This is a genomic window from Pseudomonas sp. NPDC085632, from assembly GCF_044541255.1.
Classification (GTDB): domain Bacteria; phylum Pseudomonadota; class Gammaproteobacteria; order Pseudomonadales; family Pseudomonadaceae; genus Aquipseudomonas.
Genome location: NZ_JBITSX010000010.1, coordinates 93244 through 110011 on the forward strand (window position 1 = coordinate 93244; position 16768 = coordinate 110011).

Below are 16768 nucleotides of genomic sequence, written 5' to 3' on the forward strand. Positions count from 1 at the left end.
CCAACACCGAAAATCCAAATGTAGGAGCTGCCGGAGGCTGCGATCTTTTGATTTTGCTTTTTAAAAACAAGATCAAAAGATCGCAGCCTTCGGCAGCTCCTACAGGGGAATTGTGGAGGGTTAGAAGATCTGGGTGAACAGCCAGTAAAGACTGCCGGACAGCAGGATCGCCGCTGGCAGTGTCAGCACCCACGCCATCAACAGATTGCGGATGGTCTTCATCTGCAACCCGCCACCATTGGCAACCATGGTCCCGGCCACACCCGAGGACAACACATGCGTCGTCGACACCGGCAAACCAAACATGTCCGCCGCACCAATGGTCAGCATCGCCACGGTTTCCGCAGAGGCACCCTGCGCATAGGTCAGATGGGTCTTGCCGATCTTCTCGCCAACCGTCACCACAATCCGCTTCCAGCCAACCATGGTGCCCAGCCCCAGCGCGATGGCCACGGCGATCTTCACCCACAACGGAATAAATCGCGTGGCGTTGTCGATCTGCTGCTTGAACAATTGCAGTTTGCTGCTGGTGTCGGCGTCGAAATTGCCGACCTTGTTCTTGTCCATCAGGCGAATGCTTTCGCTGGCCAGGTACATGTCATTACGCACGTTGCCCATGGCTTCGGCCGGGACTTTCGCCAGCGAGCCGTAGCCTTTGACCTCTTCGCCAATGTGCCCGGTGAGGGCGGCAAGGGCCGGGATCAGTTGCGGCGTGGCGTCCTTGCTGCGCACGTAATCGGAGAGGACCGCACGCGGATCGGCCGGCGTCGGCAGCGGTGCACTTTTCACCAGCGCTTGCTGGGTGACTTGCGCCACGGCGGCAAACTGCAGCGATTGCTCTTCGGGCATCGTGCGGTTGAGTGCGTAGGCCATTGGCAGCGTACCGACCAGAATCAGCATGATCAGGCCCATGCCTTTCTGCCCATCGTTGGAGCCGTGAGCGAAGGACACACCGGTGCAGGTGGCGATCAGCAAACCGCGAATCCACCACGGTGGCGGCGCGTTGCCTTCCGGTGCCTTGTACAGCGAACGGTTCTTCACGAACGCGCGCAGTGCCAGCAACAACAACGCTGCACAACCGAAACCCACCAGTGGCGACAGCAGCAACGCGTAACCGATCTTGGTCGCCTGCGCCCAGTCGACACCGCTGGTGCCGTCGCGGCCATGCATCAAGGCATTGGCCACACCGACACCGATGATCGAACCGATCAAGGTGTGCGACGACGACGCCGGCAAGCCCAACCACCAGGTGCCGAGGTTCCACAGGATCGCCGCGATCAACAAGGCGAAGATCATCGCGAAACCGGCAGACGAACCGACCTGCAGAATCAGCTCCACGGGCAGCAGGGCAATGATGCCAAACGCCACCGCGCCGCTCGAAAGCAGCACGCCGAGGAAGTTGAAGAAGCCCGACCAGACCACGGCCACATTCGGCGGCAGCGAGTGGGTGTAGATCACCGTCGCCACGGCGTTGGCGGTGTCGTGGAAGCCGTTGACGAACTCAAAGCCCAGCGCTATCAACAGCGCCACACCGAGCAGCAGGAACGGCGTCCACGTGGTGACGACCGTGCCGAGTTCGTGCATGTCGTGCATCAGGCTGTAGGCGGTGAACAGCATTCCCATCGCCAGCACGGCGAAAAAGATCACGTAAGTAAACGGGCTGGTTTTTTTATCAAGGGCCGGCCTGCCGCTGGCGGCGGACGCGGGGCTGGCGGTCAGGGAGGGAGTAGCCATGGGAGGACAATCCTGAGCGAGGGAAGGAGTGTCGCCCATGATCGTTGCAGAATGTTACAGAGAGACTGCGCCATGTCAGTGTTTGGCTGAATAGCCTGACCGTCGGTCTTCTGCTCGTTCCCACGCTCTGCGTGGGAACGACGCCCGGGACGCTCCGCGTCCCTGTGACGCAGAGCGTCACTTGATGCATTTCCACGCAGAGCGTGGGAACGAGCGTTGAGGCGTCAGTAATCACCTCTTTTGCGGAAGGCCCAGCGCCCGGCAATCACGGTAAACGTCGCCACCAGCGCGACCAATATCCAGAACCCTTCCGGGTCCTGCGACAACGGCACCCCACCCACATTCATTCCGAAAAAACCGGCAATGATATTGATCGGCAACGCCAGCACCGTCACCACCGTCAGGGTAAACAGCGTGCGGTTGCTCTGTTCGTTGAGGTTGGCGGCGATCTCTTCCTGCAACAGTTTGATCCGCTCACCAAGGGCGGTGAGGTCGTTGATGATCAGGGCAAACTCCTCGGTGGACTTGCGCAGCTCCTTGACGTCCTCCTTCTGCAACCACGGCGGCGGACGGTTGAGCAGGCGCAGCAACGAACCCGGCTCCAGCGCCAGCAGCCGTTGCAGGCGCACCAGCACACGCCGGTTGGCACCGAGTTCGGCGCGGTTGGTCGACAGTCGCGAGGAGAGCAATTCGTCCTCGACCTGATCGACGCTCATGCTGGTCTTGCGCACGATCTGCGTCAGCACCTCGCCCTGATCACGGAGCAGATGCACGAGCAATTCCGAGGGCGAACGAAAGCGCTCGCCGGCCTTCACCGACGAGCGCAATTTGTCCACCGAGTGCAGCGGTTGCAGGCGTGCGCTGACGATCAGTTTGCTGCGCACACAAACCCAGAGCGTCGACACGTCCGAGGAGACCATGCTGCTGAGGTTGAACACCACGTCGTTGACCACCGCCAGCAACGCCGAGTCGACATGCTCGATACGCGTCGACCGTGAGCCTTCGTGCAGCGCCTCGAAAAACTCTTCGGGCAATTGCAGATGACTTTTCATCCAGCGCTCGCACGCCGCGTGCGCCAGATTGAGGTGCAGCCAAAGGAATTCACCCGTGTCGTTGTCGTCCTGCAAGCAGCGCAACGCTGTTGCCGAGTCGACTTCACGGCCCCGTTCGCCGGGCAGGAAACGAAAGCCGTAGAGCAGGCCAAACAGATCAGGATCGCGATGACTGATATCGAGGCTGTGGTTCATGAAGGCTCGCTGCGAGGAGGGTGCGTCGGTCGCGCAAATGGCAGGTTCACTGAGCCGCATCATCGCAATGTCACATGACGTTTGTGTGACAGCAAAATGACGTCAAATCAGCGACTTGCCGACGGTCGGATTTTCTTCAAGAAGCGCTCTGGCGCGCCGATCACAGGTGCGTTAGGTTGCGCGCCATTGGCCATGAGCCAAGGCTCGCCGACAGGGATGTCCGGCACAATTTCACGCCTTACCGGGCGTGCCTCATCCTTGTCCTGAGTATCTTTCGATGCTGCAAAAATCCCTGAGAGCGCAAATTCTCGCCCTGCTGAGCGGCAGCCTGCTGGCGATGCTGTTGATCGCGCTGGCCTGTTTTCATTTCCTGTCGAACGGCGTGCAAAGCTACAGCCAGTTGATCGCCGGTCCCTTGCACACCTCGCAATTGATCGACGAAGCCAACCTGCAATTCAAGGTGCAGGTGCAGGAATGGAAAAACGTGCTGCTGCGTGGCAAGCAACCGGCGGATCTGGCCAAGTATTGGGGCCAGTTCGAAGATCGTCAGCGCGATGTGCAGAACATCCTTGGTGAACTGGCCGGGCAGAAAGGCCTTGAGCCGAGCCTGAAAAACCGTATCGAACGCTTGCGTGATGAGCACCGTCAGCTCGGCTCCGCCTATCAGAAGGGCCGTGATGCCTATGTGGCTGCCGGTGGTGATCCGACCGCGGGCGACAACGCCGTCAAAGGTGTCGACCGTGCCACCAGCGATCAGATGAGCGAACTGGTCAGCGAGTTGCGCAAGCAAGGGACAGAGCAGTCGGCGCTGATCAGTGCCGAGGCCGATCGCACGGTGTTGTTCGGTCTGCTGGTGATGCTCGCATCGGGCCTGCTGATCGGCCTGTTGAGCCTGTGGCTGGTCAACCGCAACCTGGTCGAGCCGATCCGCAAACTGATCGATTACGTGACCCAGTTGAGCCGCGGCAAACTGGCCGAGCGTGTGGTCAGCGACCGTCAGGATGAGTTGGGCAACCTCGCCGCAGCGGCCAACACCTTGCGTGATTTCCTCGCAGAAACCTTCACCCGTCTGCAGCGCAGTGCCAGCGATCTGGACAGCGCCAGCGGCGAGTTGAATGCGATTGCCACGACCATGGCCGGCGGCACCAACGAGCAGTTCAACCGCACCGATCAAGTGGCCACGGCGATGAACGAAATGTCCGCCACCGCGCAGGAAGTGGCGCGCCATGCCGCCGACGCCGCACGCGCGGCCGACGATGCCGACCAGTCCGCCCAACAGGGTGAAAAGGTCATGCAGAGCACTATTCACTCGATCACGCAAATGCGCGGTGAAATCGCCAACACCGCCACGGTCATCCGTCGTCTCGAAGCCGACAGCGGTCGCATCGGCAAAGTACTGGAAGTGATTCGCGGCATTGCCGAGCAGACCAACCTGCTGGCGCTTAACGCGGCGATCGAAGCGGCGCGCGCCGGTGAGGCCGGGCGTGGTTTTGCCGTGGTCGCCGATGAAGTACGCAACCTCGCACAGCGCACCGCCGAGTCGATCATCGAGATCAACCAGATCATTCAGAGCGTGCAGACCGGCGCGGTGGACGCGGCGCAAGCCATCGACAGCGGCCAGACGCGCAGTGACGAAAGCGTTGAGCAGGTGACCCAGGCCGGCGCGATGCTGGAGCGCATTACTCACGCGGTGGAGGCGATTCGCGACATGAACCGGCAGATCGCCACAGCTGCGGAAGAGCAGACCTCGGTGGCCGAGGACATCTCGCGCAACCTCACCGAGATCACCTCGATCGCCAGCACCAACCTCGACAACGTGCAGCGCACCGAAAGCGCCAGCCAGAACCTGCATAGCCTGTCGGGGCAACTGAACGAAGTCACCGCGCGCTTGAGCGCCTGAGGCGATTGAACGTGTACCGGTTCGGATACCGAGTCGGTACACAGTCGATCTCAAATCGAGGCGGCCAGGGTCGATGACCGGTTATCTATAACCGGCATTGGAGCCTTTCCATGGTCAGCATCACTTCTGTTTCGATCAATCAGACTGTCACCACACCCACCAGCAAAACCTCGATCAGCGACGTCGGTGACGATACCTCCACCAGCGCAACCGCCAGCACTGGCGCAGCCACCGACGCGCCGAAAGCGGCTGGCGGCGCAGCACCTTCGGGTGGCAGCAGTTCCAGCAGCAGCGAAGAATCGGATTCGGTGAAAGAACTGCGCAAGCAGATTGCCGAACTGCAGAAGCAATTGCAGGAACAGCAGCAGGCGTTGCAAGCGGCGCAGGCGAAGCAGGAAAGTTCGGATGCCAAAGCTGCTGATGTTGCGGCGGCACAAGCACAGATCACCGCCACCTCGGCCTCCCTGTCCACCGCCACAGCCTCGCTGTTGCAGGCGTTGCAGGATTCCGACTCGAGTACCTCGGGTTCGCTGGTCAGCACCTCGGCGTGATGCCCTTTTCCCTCACCCTGGCCCTCTCCCAAGGGAGAGGGGACTGACCGTGGTGACTATTCGAGTTACGCCGACCTGAAATATCGAGTCGCACTCAGGCCTTGGATAGCCCGCGGTCTGCTCCCTTTCCCCTCGCCCCCTTGGGGGAGAGGGCTGGGGTGAGGGGGAGAAAATCTCACTGACAATCAATTAAAAAAGCCGAACACAAAAAAACCGCACGATCTCTCAATCGTGCGGCTTTTGGTGGTGCGTTCAATCAAGTGTCTTGCTTGTTGCTCAGCACCTTGCCAGTGGTCGCATCAAAGTCCACATCGAACTCTTTGCCATCAGCGGTCTTCAATTCAACTTCATACTCATAACCATTGAAGTGGTTATCCAGATCCGTGTCAGTGATGGTCGCACCCGGATGCAGTTTCAGCGCTTCGGCGTTCATCGACTCCAGCGACTTGATCTTGCCTTCCTTGACCAGTTGCGGAATCTGGTCAACGCGAACATCAGCCTGGGCCAGGCCAGCGGTGAGGGTCAGGGCAGCGGCGGTAAACAGGGCAGTCAAAGTTTTCATCGGTTCATTCCTTGGTTGATTCGTTTAAGTGGCCTCAGGTTAACCGGCGCAACTTAACTCACCCTTAAAATCCCAACGCCAAACAAAACGGGCAAGCCATGCACCTGCACAGAACCTGTGGGAGCGTGACTTGCCCGCGATGAAGGCGCCTCGATTTCAGATCAGAAACCGTTGTTCTTTAACACCTGATCGACACTGCCAACTGCCGGGCGCTTGTAGAACTTCAACAGTTCGCTGGCACGGTTGGTGAAGATGCCGTCGACACCCGCCGCCATGACTTTCTCGAAGTCCACCGGCTCATCGACGGTGTAGACGTGCACCAGCATGCCCTGATCGTGGGTGTATTTATTCATCCACGGTTGCACCAGATCCGAATAGCTCTGATCGCCACCCTGGGTCAGCTTCGCCGAAGGGCCGGTGCCGATTGCTCCTTGGGCCTTGGCGTAATCCACCCATTGTTTGAACTCGGCTTCGGACTTCGGCTCTTGTTTGCCGTAGAAAACGTTTTTGTCCTTCTCGCCGGACTCGGCAAACGTCACCTTGGATTTCGGCTCGATGCTGCCTTCGCCGACCCACAGCAGGAGAATCTTCGGCACTTGCGGCATTTCTTTTTCCAGCAGTTCGAGGCTGTTCTTCTCGAACGTTTGCAGGATCACTTTGCCTTTGCCCTGACCCACGCCCAGTGCGCTTTTCGCCAGTTTCGAACCGGCCGGGCTCAGCCAGCCGCGATCCTGCAGTTTCTCTTTCAGGTCTTTCTCGATCCCGGGAAACAACTGCGGCTCTTTGGTCTCGATGTACAGGCCAGGCTTGTGTTGCGGATTGGCCTGGGCGATGTCGATGATTTCATCGAGGGTCAGAATTTTCAGCCCGGCGTAAGTCGGGCGCGCGCGGTCGGGGTAGGCCGTGTTGTACCAGCTACCGGCGTCGAGGGTTTTCAGTTCGGCCATGGTGAAGGCGTTGGCCGGGCTGTCCTTGCGATCCGGGAACTTGGTCGCGACGTCGGTGGTGCGTTGCAGATTGTTGTCGTGCAGGGCGAACAGCATGCCGTCCTTGCTGCGCTGCAAGTCCATTTCCAGGTAATCGGCACCCAGATCGCGAGCCAGTTTGTAGGACGCGGCCGTGGATTCCGGCGCATCGAAAGAGGCGCCACGGTGAGCGATCACCGCCGGGTGCGGGATGCCGTTGGCGGCAGCGACTGCATTCGGATCAGTCTGGCTGGCGGCGTGCGCCTGACCAAGGCCGAGCAGCAGGCTCAGGAGCAGAGCGCTTTTGGTGAAAGTAGCGGGCATGTTCGAGTTCCTTTCGCAGGGCTTTTTCAAAGACGTACCTTTTAACAACTGAATCGATTGCGTGCTATCGCAGGACCGACATAAACGTATTAAAAGCGATTTTTCCTGCACTTTTGTGGCGCCGTTTGCAGTACGCTTGCCTTCGGCAGACGTCCCGGCAGAGGGCGCGCCGCTCAGTTGCCCTGCGTGTAAACCATCGATCATCTTTCGTGAGGTTTACCATGCGCATCACCTCCCAACTCATCTGCCAGGCCGCCGACGATCTCAAGGGATTTGTCGGCCTTAACCGCAAAACCGGCCAGTACATCGTGCGCTTCAGCGAAGATTCGTTCGGCATGGACGTGGCCGATGACGGCATTATTCCTGTGAACGAATTCGTCTGGGCGCCGGCGACAGCGCAGACCATGACGCTTAAACGCGAGTTGATTCAGTTGTTGCTGGATCAGCATATCGATGAGCGGATCAACATCACCGAGCCGTTACGCGTTTATATGAGCAAGGTTGAAGTGCCGGAGATTGAGGCGGTGCGCAGGCTGGTGCGCGGCTGATATTTTTTAGTGGCTGTACCGGCCTCATCGCTGGCAAGCCAGCTCCCACAAGTACGGTGTGATCTTCAGAACAGCGCATAACCTGTGGGAGCTGGCTTGCCAGCGATGGGGCCGGTGAGTTCACCACCAACATCACAGGCTGAACCGATACTCGCGTTCGACTTTGCACACCCGCGTATGAAACGCCGAATACCATTCCGAGCGCCCACGCGCTTGAATCACCCGATGCTCAGGGTGCTGTCGCCACGCCAGAATCGCTGCCTCGCTTTCCCAATACGACACCGTAATCCCGACGCCATCCGCGCCTCTGACTGACTCCACCCCAAGAAACCCCGGCTGCTCACTGACCAACGCGGCCATGCGCTCAGCCGCCTCGGCATAGCCGTTGTCACCCTCGGTTCGAGTCGAGGTAAAAATCACCGCAAAGCAGGAAGTCATCAACGTGACTCCACACAAGCTTCAACAAACGCACGCACCAGCAGCGGCATTTGCCCTTTGAGCGCCGCACGTTCCGGTTGAAACAATGTCGCCACAAAGAACGGATGATCCTTTAGCTCAATCGCGCGCAAATCCCCCGACGAATCATGACCGACAGCTTGTAGCCGATCGTTCAACAGTTCCCGTTCGAACAGCGGATTCACACCGAAGCGGCAGCGATAACCTTCACGAATCTCAGACGTTTCGTACGCCCTGGCGATCAACGAGCCGGGCACCAGGTGAATGCTGTCCACCGCTTCAACCAGCGAACAGGTCAACGGCGTGAGTACCGCGCGTTCAGAGTCTGGCGATGTTTCACCATGTTCCGCATCGACCCAGCCCAGCACGTTGCGGGAAAATTCCAGCACCGCATGTTGAAAACCGCCGCAGGTACCAAGGAAAGGTCGCTGCTGTTCGCGGGCAAAACGGATCGCCCGCAGTGCGCCGGCTTCACTTTTGTAGGGGCTGGCGGGTACGCACCAGAAACCGTCGAACCGCTCGAGCGGCGTATCGGCGTGGATCTGCTCGGTGGCCAGCCATTCGAATTGCACGTTGCGGTTGAGGTGTTCAGCGACCAGCCCGAGGGCGACGGGAATGGCTTGGTGGGCGGTAACTTGCGGGTCGTAATCGCCAATCAGGGCGATACAGATGGCGCTGTTTTCCATGGGAGTTCCCTGCGCTTGTTGATTGATGGCAGTCACTATAGATTGGCGTTCACGCACTCAATATTGGCGTTTGCCCAAGTGATCAATGCAGCGACGCACTATCAGCTCGACTACCCCGATCTGGCCCTGATTCTCGCCTTGGTGCGTGGTGGCTCTCTGGCCCGGGCCTCGCACTTGTTGAAAGTCGACGTTTCCACGGTATTTCGCGCGGTGCGGCGTCTCGAAGCCGCCCTTGGTCAGCAACTGTTCGAAAAAAGTCGCGCCGGCTATTTGCCGACAACCCTCGCACAAACACTGGCTGAGCAAGCCGAACGCGCCGAACAGGCGCTGGAGGCCGCGCGGATTGGCGTGGAGCAGGGCGGCGAAGTGGTCAGCGGCACGGTGCGCCTGACCTGCACCGACTCGGTATTGCAAGGCTTGCTGCTGCCGGCGCTGGCGCAGTTCATGCCCCATTACCCGGCACTGACCATTGAACTAAGCACCTCCAACGATTTCGCCAATCTCAGCCGCCGCGATGCCGACATCGCCCTGCGCCTGACGCGGACACCACCCGAGCACTTGGTCGGACGACAACTGGCGAAGATCTCCTACCGGGTCTGCGCCAGTGCGGGATATCTGCAGAATGTCGATGCATCGGATCTGGCCGCGCTGACCTGGATCGCCCCGGACGACTTTCTGCCCGATCACCCGACCATCGCCTGGCGTCGGCAGCACTTGCCCGGCGTCACTCCGGGCTATCGTTGCAACAGTATGTTGTCGGTGACGGAGCTGGTTCGTGCTGGTCTCGGCGTGGCGGCGTTACCGGACTTTCTGATCACCGAGGGGATGCAGGCGTTGAGCGAGCCGCTGCACGGTTACGACACCGCGTTATGGCTGCTGACCCGCCCGGATTGCCGGGCGTTGCGTTCGGTGGTGACGTTGTTCGATGAGTTGGGGCGAGCGCTGCGTTTGCCGTGATCAGCGCTGCGGATTCTGGCGCATGTGATCGTGCAACTCGCTGGTCAGGCTGGCGATACGTTCGGTGAGGTTTTTGGTCATCTCGGTGAGGCGGGTGTTCTGCTCCAGCAGCTCGAGAAGTTGCGCGGTGTTCTTCGCCGCTTGGGCCTGACGCTCGGTATTGGCCTGCGCCAGCGCTTCACGGTGTAGCGCATCGGCATCGGCTTGTGCCTTGTCGCGCGCGGCCTGACGGGTTTGGGCCAGCAGAATCAGCGGCGCGGCGTAGGCCGATTGCAGGCTGAAAGCGAGGTTCAACAGGATGAACGGGTAAACGTCGAAGGTGGTCACGCCAAACACGTTGAGGCAGACCCACAACAGCACAATCAGGGTTTGCGCACCGAGGAACATCGGCGTGCCGAAGAACCGCGCAAACGCCTCGGCGCGCAGGGCGAAGGTGTCGTTGCCGAAGGTAGTGCTGAGGTGGGCGTGGGGGCGGTGGAAGCGCAGGTGATCGACCGGGGCTGTTTCAGGTGTTGCGGGTTTTTCAGTGGTCATGATGCACTCGGCAGGGCGTGGGGCGTGTAGTCACTATAGCCCTGCGCTGTGGCGACCGGCCCCTTCGCGAGCAAGCTCGCTCCCACAGGTAGCCGGGTGTTTACAAATATTGTGATCAACCTAACCCCTGTGGGAGCGAGCTTGCTCGCGAAGGCAGCGACGCGCTCTACCTGCCTTTAACCCGGGGCCCGCTCATTGGCAAACATGCTCACCGCATCCACCGCTTCACTGGCACCATCACGAATCTGCAGAATCACCGTGCCCGCCTGATTCGCCAACTCGACGCCTTCCGCCGCACGGCCACGGGTGCCTTCCATGCTCTTGATGGCCTGACGGGTTTCGCTCTGGATCAAACCGATCATGCTGGAAATTTCCGCCGTCGAGCCGCTGGTACGTGCTGCCAGTTGTCGCACTTCATCGGCAACCACAGCAAATCCGCGGCCCTGCTCACCGGCGCGCGCGGCTTCAATCGCAGCGTTGAGCGCCAGCAGGTTGGTCTGGTCGGCAATCGCGCGGATGGTGTTGACGATGGCGGTGATTTGCTCGGAGCGCTCACCCAGTTGCGCAATCAACGTTGAAGATTCGGCAATGTCTTCGGCGATTTCACGCATTTCACTGGCGGCCTGCTGGATCACCTGCGTACCTTGCTCGGCGACTTTTCGGGTTGCCACGGAGATGTGATACGCCGCGCTGGCACTGCGCGCATCCTGCTCGTGTTGCTCGACCCGGGCAGTCACATCAGAAGCAAATTTCACCACTTTGCACAAGCGTCCGGAAGCGTCGTAGACCGGGTTGTAGTTGGCTTCGAGCCAGACGATTTGCCCGCGCTTGTCCACGCGCTCGAACTGACCCTGGAAAAGCTCGCCCTGGTTCAAGCGCCGCCAGAAATCCTGATAAGCGCTGCTGTTGACCAGTTCCGGCGTGCAGAACAAACGGTGGTGTTTACCTTTCAGCTCGGCGAGGGTGTAACCCATGCGCGTCAGAAAATTCTGATTGGCCGTGAGAATACTGCCGTCGAGGTTGAATTCGATGACCGCCATTGCCCGGTCAATCGCCTGCAACTTGGCGTTGGCTTCGCTTTCCTGCTGCACCTTGGCGGTCACGTCCATGGCGTACTTGACCACTTTTACCACGCGTCCCGAGGCGTCCTTGATCGGGTTGTAGCTGGCTTCAAGCCAGATCGGCTGACCCTTGCCGTCGACCCGTTCAAACGTACCGGACTGAAACTGGCCGTTTTTCAGGCGTGACCACAAATCAGTGTATTGAGCACTACGTCCGAATTCTGCTGTGCAAAAGCGCCGATGCGGCTGACCGATCGCTTGTTCGGCGGTGTAACCCATGGTCTTGAGAAAGTTGTCATTGGCACGCAGCACCACGCCATCGAGGTCGAACTCGATCACCGCCATCGAGCGATTGATCGCATCGAGCAGGCCGGCTTGGTCGGTGAGGGTGCGCTGAAGATCGTCGACGACGGCTTTGTGGCGATTGAAGAACATGTTCGAAGTACTCTGAAAGTAGGGAAGATCGAGGATTCAGTCCCTATTTCCGCGCCGGCAGACCGAATGCGCGGACGGCATTCGGCAATGACTGCTCAATGCCAGCATTCCATAGCTGGCAGATGGCTACTTATACAAAACTTCATAAACTTGTACAAGAAAGTAATTATTTGTAATTTTGTATAACTTTTTAGGCGCTTGCGTTGTCCGCCGCGGCACGGCTCAAGGCTACGCTGATGGTGTTGCGCCCCGTGTGTTTAGCGGTGTAGAGCGCTTTGTCGGCATCGTCCAGCCAGTCCAGTGCGTCCTTGTACAAGGATTGATAGCGCGCCAAACCGATACTCAGGCCCACTCGCAACGCTGGCACGTGCGGATGACGATACTGCTGCAATGCCTCGCGCAATTGCTCCATCAGGGCTTCGGCCTTGTGCAGTGGCAGTGTCGGCAGGATCACGCAGAACTCGTCACCGCCGTAGCGCCCGGCCAATTCGTACTGATCCAGCAGGCGCTTGAGCTCTTTACTCAATTGCCGCAGCACCTCATCCCCGACGATGTGCCCGAAGCTGTCGTTGATCTCCTTGAAATGGTCGATGTCGATCAATGCCAGCGTGGCTTGGCTGTTGTGTTGGCGGCACTGGTTGAATTTCAGGTGCAGCAGGTCTTTCCAGGCGCCATGGTTGACCAGGCCGGTGAGGCTGTCGGTACGGCTGAGGGCGCTCAGTGCGCGTTTGTGTTGAGAGAGTTTGATCGCCAGGCGATAACAGACCATGCCCAGTGCCAACGGATACAGGGTGAGCATCGGCAGGCAGGCCCAAACTTGCGTTTGGGTCATCGTCAGACTGAATTTGACACCGAAAATCGCCCAGCCCAGCAGTACACCGGCGAGTTGCGCGAGGGCGCCGAACACGAACAGGCGTTGGCCGCCGGCGGCGACGTTGTTCATGGTCATCATCGACAGGATGGTCACGGTGGTCAGTGGGTTGAACTGAAAGCACGCCGCCCAGAGTCCACCAAACATCGAGTCGTATAGCAAGTTGCGCCGTTCAGCCTGATACGGAAACGCCGAACGCGTGGAGATTTGATAGGCCAAATGCGGCCAGGCGAAACCGTTGAACAACAACAGCGCCCACAGCCAGCCGGGTATGTTCAGCGGAAACAGCGCCGCAGCGACGCTGAAGAATCCCACGCCCAGACCAATGGCTCTGGGCAAGTAAATACGTCGTGCGAATGACAAGCCTTTGCCGCGTTGGTTTTCCATGATGCCCTGCGCGAAATTCATCCTGAAATACTTTGCAGTATTTTCTCAGGCTAACCGTTCGTCGGTCGATTGTCGGACATTGTCATTTATTCCAACGGGAATAATCAGTGTCCTTCCAAGCCATTTAATCGGTGGCTCGCGCAGGAGAAGAGCGATCTAGAGCTGATAGCAGGCCAGAAACATCTCCAGCGCCGATTCGGCGACGGTGTTTTGCATGTCGACATCGAGGGCAGCGCGGCCCATCGACATCTGCGGCCAGAAGCCAAAGGTCTTGAGCAAGCCTTGTACTTGATGGGCGGCAAACTCCGGGTCGACCGGTTTCAATCGGCCGTCGGCCTGCGCAGCGCGAATCCACACGGTCAGGCCTTCTTCGCGCTCGCCCATGCGCTCGACCATATTCTGCGCGCGTTCCGGCGAGTGAATGGTGGCGGCAATTGCCACTCGGGCCAGGGTCAGGAAATTCTCGTCGGCCATCAACTGCACTTTGGCCTGAAGCATCTGCCGTAATTGCTCCCGCATTGGCTGATCACGGTTATAGACGACGGATTGCTCGGCGCTGATTCGTGCCCACAACTGGTTGAGAATTTCGGCAAACAGCTCTTCTTTGCTGGGGAAATGGTTGTAGACCGTGCGCTTCGATACACCGGCGGTGGCCGCGATTTTGTCCATGCTGGTGACCTCGAAACCGTTGGCCCGGAATTCGGCAATCGCCGCCTGAATAATGGCTTCGCGTTTACGGTCGGTGAGTCGCAGTGGAACTGTCATAAGTACGCTTCGGCAGAGAAAAGATGAAATTACACTTGGCAGTTTACTTGTCATCCGCTTTGATGCAACCTAGAAACTACACCGATCAGTGTAATGTTGCGTTAATCCTCGCAGCCTAAAAACCAGACAGTTCGGCCTATGCGTGCAGCCTTGGCCATTTATCGTCCCACCGCGGAAAACCGTGAATTACACGGTTTTTCTGGAGTCATTCAGTCATGGCCAATCCAGTTTCGATCCCGGATAACACATCCACGCCTGAAGCCTCGCGGCAGAATCAGGGGCTGTTTCGCAATCACGCACCGGTGCAGCGCGAAGGCGTGCGCAAAATGCTGCGGATCATGTGGAACATGATTTTCCATAAACCCCGCAATACTCGGCCCGCCGCGCCGATCCCGGTGCAAGCGTTGACCCGCGAAGCGTTATTGGCGGCGCCAAACCACAGTGTCTATCGCCTCGGTCACTCGACCTTGCTGTTGAAGCTGCGCGACAAATTCTTCATCACCGACCCGGTCTTCGCCGAGCGCGCATCGCCGGTGCAGTGGGCCGGTCCGAAACGCTTCCACCAGCCGCCGATCAGCATCGACCAGTTGCCACCGATCGAAGCGGTAATCCTGTCGCACAACCATTACGACCACCTCGATTACCAGGCCGTGCTCAGGCTGGCGGCCAAGACCAACCTGTTCCTGACCCCGTTGGGCGTCGGCGACACCCTGATCAAATGGGGCATCGATGCCAGCAAAGTCCGCCAGTACGATTGGTGGCAGGGCGCCGAGATTGCCGGCATCCGCTTCGTCGCCACACCGTCGCAGCACTTTTCTGGCCGTGGCCTGTTCGATGGCAACAGCTCCCTGTGGGCGTCCTGGGTGATGATCGACGGCGACACCCGAATCTTCTTCAGCGGCGACAGCGGCTACTTCGACGGCTTCAAACGCATCGGCGAACAATACGGCCCGTTCGACCTGACCCTGATGGAAACCGGCGCCTACAACGTCGAATGGCCACACGTGCACATGCAGCCAGAAGAAACCTTGCAAGCGCACATCGACCTCAAGGGCCGCTGGCTCTTCCCGATCCACAACGGCACCTTCGACCTGGCCATGCACGCCTGGCACGAACCGTTCGACCGAATTCTGGCACTGGCGTGGGAACGCAGTGTTTCGATTACCACGCCGCAGATGGGTGAGGCGTTTAACATCGCTCAACCGCAACGCGGTGAGGCGTGGTGGTTGGCGGTTGAAGGGGAGGGTGAGGCGGTGGTGCAGAGCGCCTGATCAGATGAGGACGGTTCGCGCCTAAGGGGGCGAACCGGTTGCTCCAGAAACAAGCCCTGAAATCTTACGGCTGTAATCAGCCATAGTAGTAACCGACACTTCTCGAAATTTTCCACGAAGTAATTGCTGCAGGTTCTCGAGAGGTATTCCCAGTCTTTGTGCAGCCTCAGATTCGCTCACGTCGCTGGACTCGATGAGCGAGATCAATTTTGTCGCGTACTCGGACTTGATCAGCATCTCGCTTGCACGCTCAAGATCTAAATCTTGATAAACATTGCCAGTGCTTTCTTCGATCTCGCTCATGTTTTTATCCTTACTCAGCCATCGCAAAATCCCCACGGCCCACCGCTTCCGACGACACACCCTGAACACTCGCACTACGCCCCGGCGCAAACCCGGGAAAGAACACCATCCCCTGCGCCTCAAACCGATAAGCCAGCGCCAGTCGCGCCGCATCCGCGACATCCTGCTGCGCTTCAAAGCGTTGAATGTCTTCCACCGAAACCTCAGCCTCCCGCGATAGCTGTTCCACGCTCCAGCCCAACATCGCTCGGGCCTGGACGCAGTGCGTCGGGGTGAACTGGAAAAGGGCAATGCGTTCGAGGATGTGGTTCATCGCAAGAGAGGCCATGGTGTGCTCCGGGCTCAAGAGTGCTGATTGAAAATGTACTGTGTTTTTGTACAGTTGTTTTCGGCCGGGATCAAACGCATTTTTTGATTTGCCCTAATTCGCCGCCTCCAACCAGACGGACGGTGCCTGGCCGAGGATCCGCCGGAACATCGTCGAGAACGCCGCCGGGCTCTCATAACCGAAGTCCAGCGCGATGCGCGTCACCGCTTCACCCGAGGCCAAGCGCGCCAGCGCCAGAACCACGCAGGCCTGCTGCCGCCATTGCCTGAAACTCAGCCCGGTCTGCTGACGGAAAAGTCTGTTGAAGGTGCGCAAGCTTATGTGTAATTGGTCGGCCCACTGCTGTGGTGATTGGTGGGCGTACGGCTGATGCAGAAAGGTCTGACACAGAGAGAGGAGCTTTCCGTCAGTCGGTAGCGGGATGTGCAATGGCAGCGGCGCACTGCGCGCCAGTTCATGCAGCAACAGATCGATCAACACACCATCGCGCCCGCCGAGGTCATAGGTCAGCGGTACTTCCACCGCCTCCATCAGCAAATGCCGCATCAACGGTGACACGCTGATTACCTGGCAGCGCTCCCCCAGATCCACTGCGCCCGGTTCGATGTACACACTGCGAGTACTGACCCCGAGCATCAACACCTCGTGCGCCACCCCCGGCGGAATCCACACCGCGCGCTGCGGCGGCACCACCCAGTTGCCGTCATGGGTGCTGACCTGCATCACACCGGTCGCGCCATACAACAATTGCGCCCGTCGATGCGTGTGAAAAGGCAGCAAGTGACCGTGGGAATAATCCGTACCGATCGCCACCACCGCGCGCGGCGTGTCATCCAGCAGATTGATCGAAACATTGCGCATCAGGCGTTTCCCGGTGGTTGGC

18 protein-coding genes and 2 pseudogenes are annotated in these 16768 nt (G+C 59.1%); 6 read left to right on the forward strand and 14 right to left on the reverse strand.

Annotated features, from left to right (window positions below):
* Positions 1 to 120 precede the first annotated feature (120 nt).
* Positions 121 to 1734, reverse strand: a complete 1614-nt coding sequence (locus ACIF4X_RS10545; RefSeq protein WP_397482060.1) for an inorganic phosphate transporter — start codon at positions 1732 to 1734, stop codon at positions 121 to 123.
* 224 nt (positions 1735 to 1958) lie between these two features.
* Positions 1959 to 2981 carry a transporter gene (locus ACIF4X_RS10550; protein WP_099756971.1) on the reverse strand — a complete coding sequence of 341 codons (1023 nt, stop codon included), beginning with the start codon at positions 2979 to 2981 and terminating at the stop codon, positions 1959 to 1961.
* An 856-nt stretch (positions 2982 to 3837) separates the two neighbouring features.
* Between ACIF4X_RS10550 and ACIF4X_RS10555 the strand changes: the two are divergent.
* The 3 genes and pseudogenes from ACIF4X_RS10555 to ACIF4X_RS10565 form a co-directional block, all read left to right on the forward strand.
* A pseudogene (locus ACIF4X_RS10555) lies at positions 3838 to 3948 on the forward strand (hypothetical protein); the annotation flags it as partial.
* A 228-nt stretch (positions 3949 to 4176) separates the two neighbouring features.
* Entirely contained in the window at positions 4177 to 4881 is a 705-nt protein-coding gene (locus tag ACIF4X_RS10560) for a methyl-accepting chemotaxis protein (RefSeq protein ID WP_397482096.1), read from the forward strand.
* 110 nt (positions 4882 to 4991) lie between these two features.
* Entirely contained in the window at positions 4992 to 5432 is a 441-nt protein-coding gene (locus ACIF4X_RS10565; protein WP_397482061.1) for a hypothetical protein, read from the forward strand.
* 256 nt (positions 5433 to 5688) lie between these two features.
* On the opposite strand, the gene ACIF4X_RS10570 is transcribed toward ACIF4X_RS10565, so the two are convergent.
* On the reverse strand, positions 5689 to 5994 hold the full coding sequence (locus ACIF4X_RS10570; RefSeq protein WP_007963131.1) for a PepSY domain-containing protein: 306 nt from the start codon (positions 5992 to 5994) through the stop codon (positions 5689 to 5691).
* 161 nt (positions 5995 to 6155) lie between these two features.
* A complete protein-coding gene (locus ACIF4X_RS10575; RefSeq protein WP_397482062.1) occupies positions 6156 to 7283 on the reverse strand; it encodes a glycerophosphodiester phosphodiesterase in 1128 nt (375 codons plus the stop codon).
* 221 nt (positions 7284 to 7504) lie between these two features.
* Between ACIF4X_RS10575 and ACIF4X_RS10580 the strand changes: the two genes are divergently transcribed.
* On the forward strand, positions 7505 to 7831 hold the full coding sequence (locus ACIF4X_RS10580) for a DUF2025 family protein (RefSeq protein ID WP_397482063.1): 327 nt from the start codon (positions 7505 to 7507) through the stop codon (positions 7829 to 7831).
* 132 nt (positions 7832 to 7963) lie between these two features.
* Here the strand turns inward: ACIF4X_RS10580 and ACIF4X_RS10585 are convergent, their stop codons facing one another.
* Both ACIF4X_RS10585 and ACIF4X_RS10590 read right to left on the reverse strand, forming a co-directional pair.
* Entirely contained in the window at positions 7964 to 8269 is a 306-nt protein-coding gene (locus ACIF4X_RS10585) for an antibiotic biosynthesis monooxygenase family protein (protein ID WP_397482064.1), read from the reverse strand.
* On the reverse strand, positions 8269 to 8973 hold the full coding sequence (locus tag ACIF4X_RS10590; RefSeq protein WP_397482065.1) for a CTP synthase: 705 nt from the start codon (positions 8971 to 8973) through the stop codon (positions 8269 to 8271). Before ACIF4X_RS10590 ends, ACIF4X_RS10585 begins: the two co-directional genes overlap by 1 nt.
* 15 nt (positions 8974 to 8988) lie before the next feature.
* Here ACIF4X_RS10590 and ACIF4X_RS10595 point away from each other — a divergent pair, with 15 nt between their 5' ends.
* Positions 8989 to 9930, forward strand: coding sequence for a LysR family transcriptional regulator (locus ACIF4X_RS10595; protein ID WP_397482066.1), 942 nt, complete (start codon positions 8989 to 8991; stop codon positions 9928 to 9930).
* Here ACIF4X_RS10595 and ACIF4X_RS10600 read toward each other — a convergent pair whose 3' ends face one another.
* The 5 genes and pseudogenes from ACIF4X_RS10600 to ACIF4X_RS10620 form a co-directional block, all read right to left on the reverse strand.
* Positions 9931 to 10464, reverse strand: a complete 534-nt coding sequence (locus ACIF4X_RS10600; RefSeq protein ID WP_397482067.1) for a DUF1003 domain-containing protein — start codon at positions 10462 to 10464, stop codon at positions 9931 to 9933.
* 176 nt (positions 10465 to 10640) lie between these two features.
* Entirely contained in the window at positions 10641 to 11201 is a 561-nt protein-coding gene (locus tag ACIF4X_RS10605) for a methyl-accepting chemotaxis protein (protein ID WP_397482097.1), read from the reverse strand.
* A pseudogene (locus ACIF4X_RS10610) lies at positions 11187 to 11960 on the reverse strand (PAS domain-containing protein); the annotation flags it as partial. The pseudogene ACIF4X_RS10610 and the gene ACIF4X_RS10605, both read right to left, overlap by 15 nt.
* A gap of 190 nt (positions 11961 to 12150) precedes the next feature.
* Entirely contained in the window at positions 12151 to 13218 is a 1068-nt protein-coding gene (locus tag ACIF4X_RS10615; RefSeq protein ID WP_397482098.1) for a diguanylate cyclase, read from the reverse strand.
* Between the two features lie 156 nt (positions 13219 to 13374).
* Positions 13375 to 13983: a TetR/AcrR family transcriptional regulator gene (locus ACIF4X_RS10620; protein WP_397482068.1), complete on the reverse strand. Its 609-nt coding sequence runs from the start codon at positions 13981 to 13983 to the stop codon at positions 13375 to 13377.
* A gap of 215 nt (positions 13984 to 14198) precedes the next feature.
* Between ACIF4X_RS10620 and ACIF4X_RS10625 the strand changes: the two genes are divergently transcribed.
* A complete protein-coding gene (locus tag ACIF4X_RS10625; RefSeq protein WP_397482069.1) occupies positions 14199 to 15254 on the forward strand; it encodes an MBL fold metallo-hydrolase in 1056 nt (351 codons plus the stop codon).
* A 21-nt stretch (positions 15255 to 15275) separates the two neighbouring features.
* Here the strand turns inward: ACIF4X_RS10625 and ACIF4X_RS10630 are convergent, their stop codons facing one another.
* The 3 genes from ACIF4X_RS10630 to ACIF4X_RS10640 form a co-directional block, all read right to left on the reverse strand.
* Positions 15276 to 15557 (reverse strand): helix-turn-helix domain-containing protein, encoded by a 282-nt coding sequence (locus tag ACIF4X_RS10630; protein ID WP_397482070.1) that lies wholly within the window; start codon positions 15555 to 15557, stop codon positions 15276 to 15278.
* A gap of 10 nt (positions 15558 to 15567) precedes the next feature.
* The gene (locus ACIF4X_RS10635) at positions 15568 to 15885 is read right to left on the reverse strand and encodes an XRE family transcriptional regulator (RefSeq protein ID WP_397482071.1); all 318 of its coding nucleotides are present in this window, start codon (positions 15883 to 15885) and stop codon (positions 15568 to 15570) included.
* 93 nt (positions 15886 to 15978) lie between these two features.
* Positions 15979 to 16746, reverse strand: coding sequence for an AraC family transcriptional regulator (locus tag ACIF4X_RS10640; RefSeq protein ID WP_397482072.1), 768 nt, complete (start codon positions 16744 to 16746; stop codon positions 15979 to 15981).
* Between the last annotated feature and the right edge of the window lie 22 nt (positions 16747 to 16768).

Coding starts and splice junctions, on each gene's coding strand:
- ACIF4X_RS10550 (WP_099756971.1), bottom strand. CDS start 2,981: ATGAACCACAGCCTCGATATCAGTCATCGCGATCCTGATCTGTTTGGC.
- ACIF4X_RS10580 (WP_397482063.1), top strand. CDS start 7,505: ATGCGCATCACCTCCCAACTCATCTGCCAGGCCGCCGACGATCTCAAG.
- ACIF4X_RS10600 (WP_397482067.1), bottom strand. CDS start 10,464: ATGACCACTGAAAAACCCGCAACACCTGAAACAGCCCCGGTCGATCAC.
- ACIF4X_RS10615 (WP_397482098.1), bottom strand. CDS start 13,218: ATGGAAAACCAACGCGGCAAAGGCTTGTCATTCGCACGACGTATTTAC.
- ACIF4X_RS10620 (WP_397482068.1), bottom strand. CDS start 13,983: ATGACAGTTCCACTGCGACTCACCGACCGTAAACGCGAAGCCATTATT.
- ACIF4X_RS10575 (WP_397482062.1), bottom strand. CDS start 7,283: ATGCCCGCTACTTTCACCAAAAGCGCTCTGCTCCTGAGCCTGCTGCTC.
- ACIF4X_RS10545 (WP_397482060.1), bottom strand. CDS start 1,734: ATGGCTACTCCCTCCCTGACCGCCAGCCCCGCGTCCGCCGCCAGCGGC.
- ACIF4X_RS10640 (WP_397482072.1), bottom strand. CDS start 16,746: ATGCGCAATGTTTCGATCAATCTGCTGGATGACACGCCGCGCGCGGTG.
- ACIF4X_RS10585 (WP_397482064.1), bottom strand. CDS start 8,269: ATGACTTCCTGCTTTGCGGTGATTTTTACCTCGACTCGAACCGAGGGT.
- ACIF4X_RS10570 (WP_007963131.1), bottom strand. CDS start 5,994: ATGAAAACTTTGACTGCCCTGTTTACCGCCGCTGCCCTGACCCTCACC.
- ACIF4X_RS10635 (WP_397482071.1), bottom strand. CDS start 15,885: ATGGCCTCTCTTGCGATGAACCACATCCTCGAACGCATTGCCCTTTTC.
- ACIF4X_RS10565 (WP_397482061.1), top strand. CDS start 4,992: ATGGTCAGCATCACTTCTGTTTCGATCAATCAGACTGTCACCACACCC.
- ACIF4X_RS10560 (WP_397482096.1), top strand. CDS start 4,177: ATGTCCGCCACCGCGCAGGAAGTGGCGCGCCATGCCGCCGACGCCGCA.
- ACIF4X_RS10630 (WP_397482070.1), bottom strand. CDS start 15,557: ATGAGCGAGATCGAAGAAAGCACTGGCAATGTTTATCAAGATTTAGAT.
- ACIF4X_RS10625 (WP_397482069.1), top strand. CDS start 14,199: ATGGCCAATCCAGTTTCGATCCCGGATAACACATCCACGCCTGAAGCC.
- ACIF4X_RS10590 (WP_397482065.1), bottom strand. CDS start 8,973: ATGGAAAACAGCGCCATCTGTATCGCCCTGATTGGCGATTACGACCCG.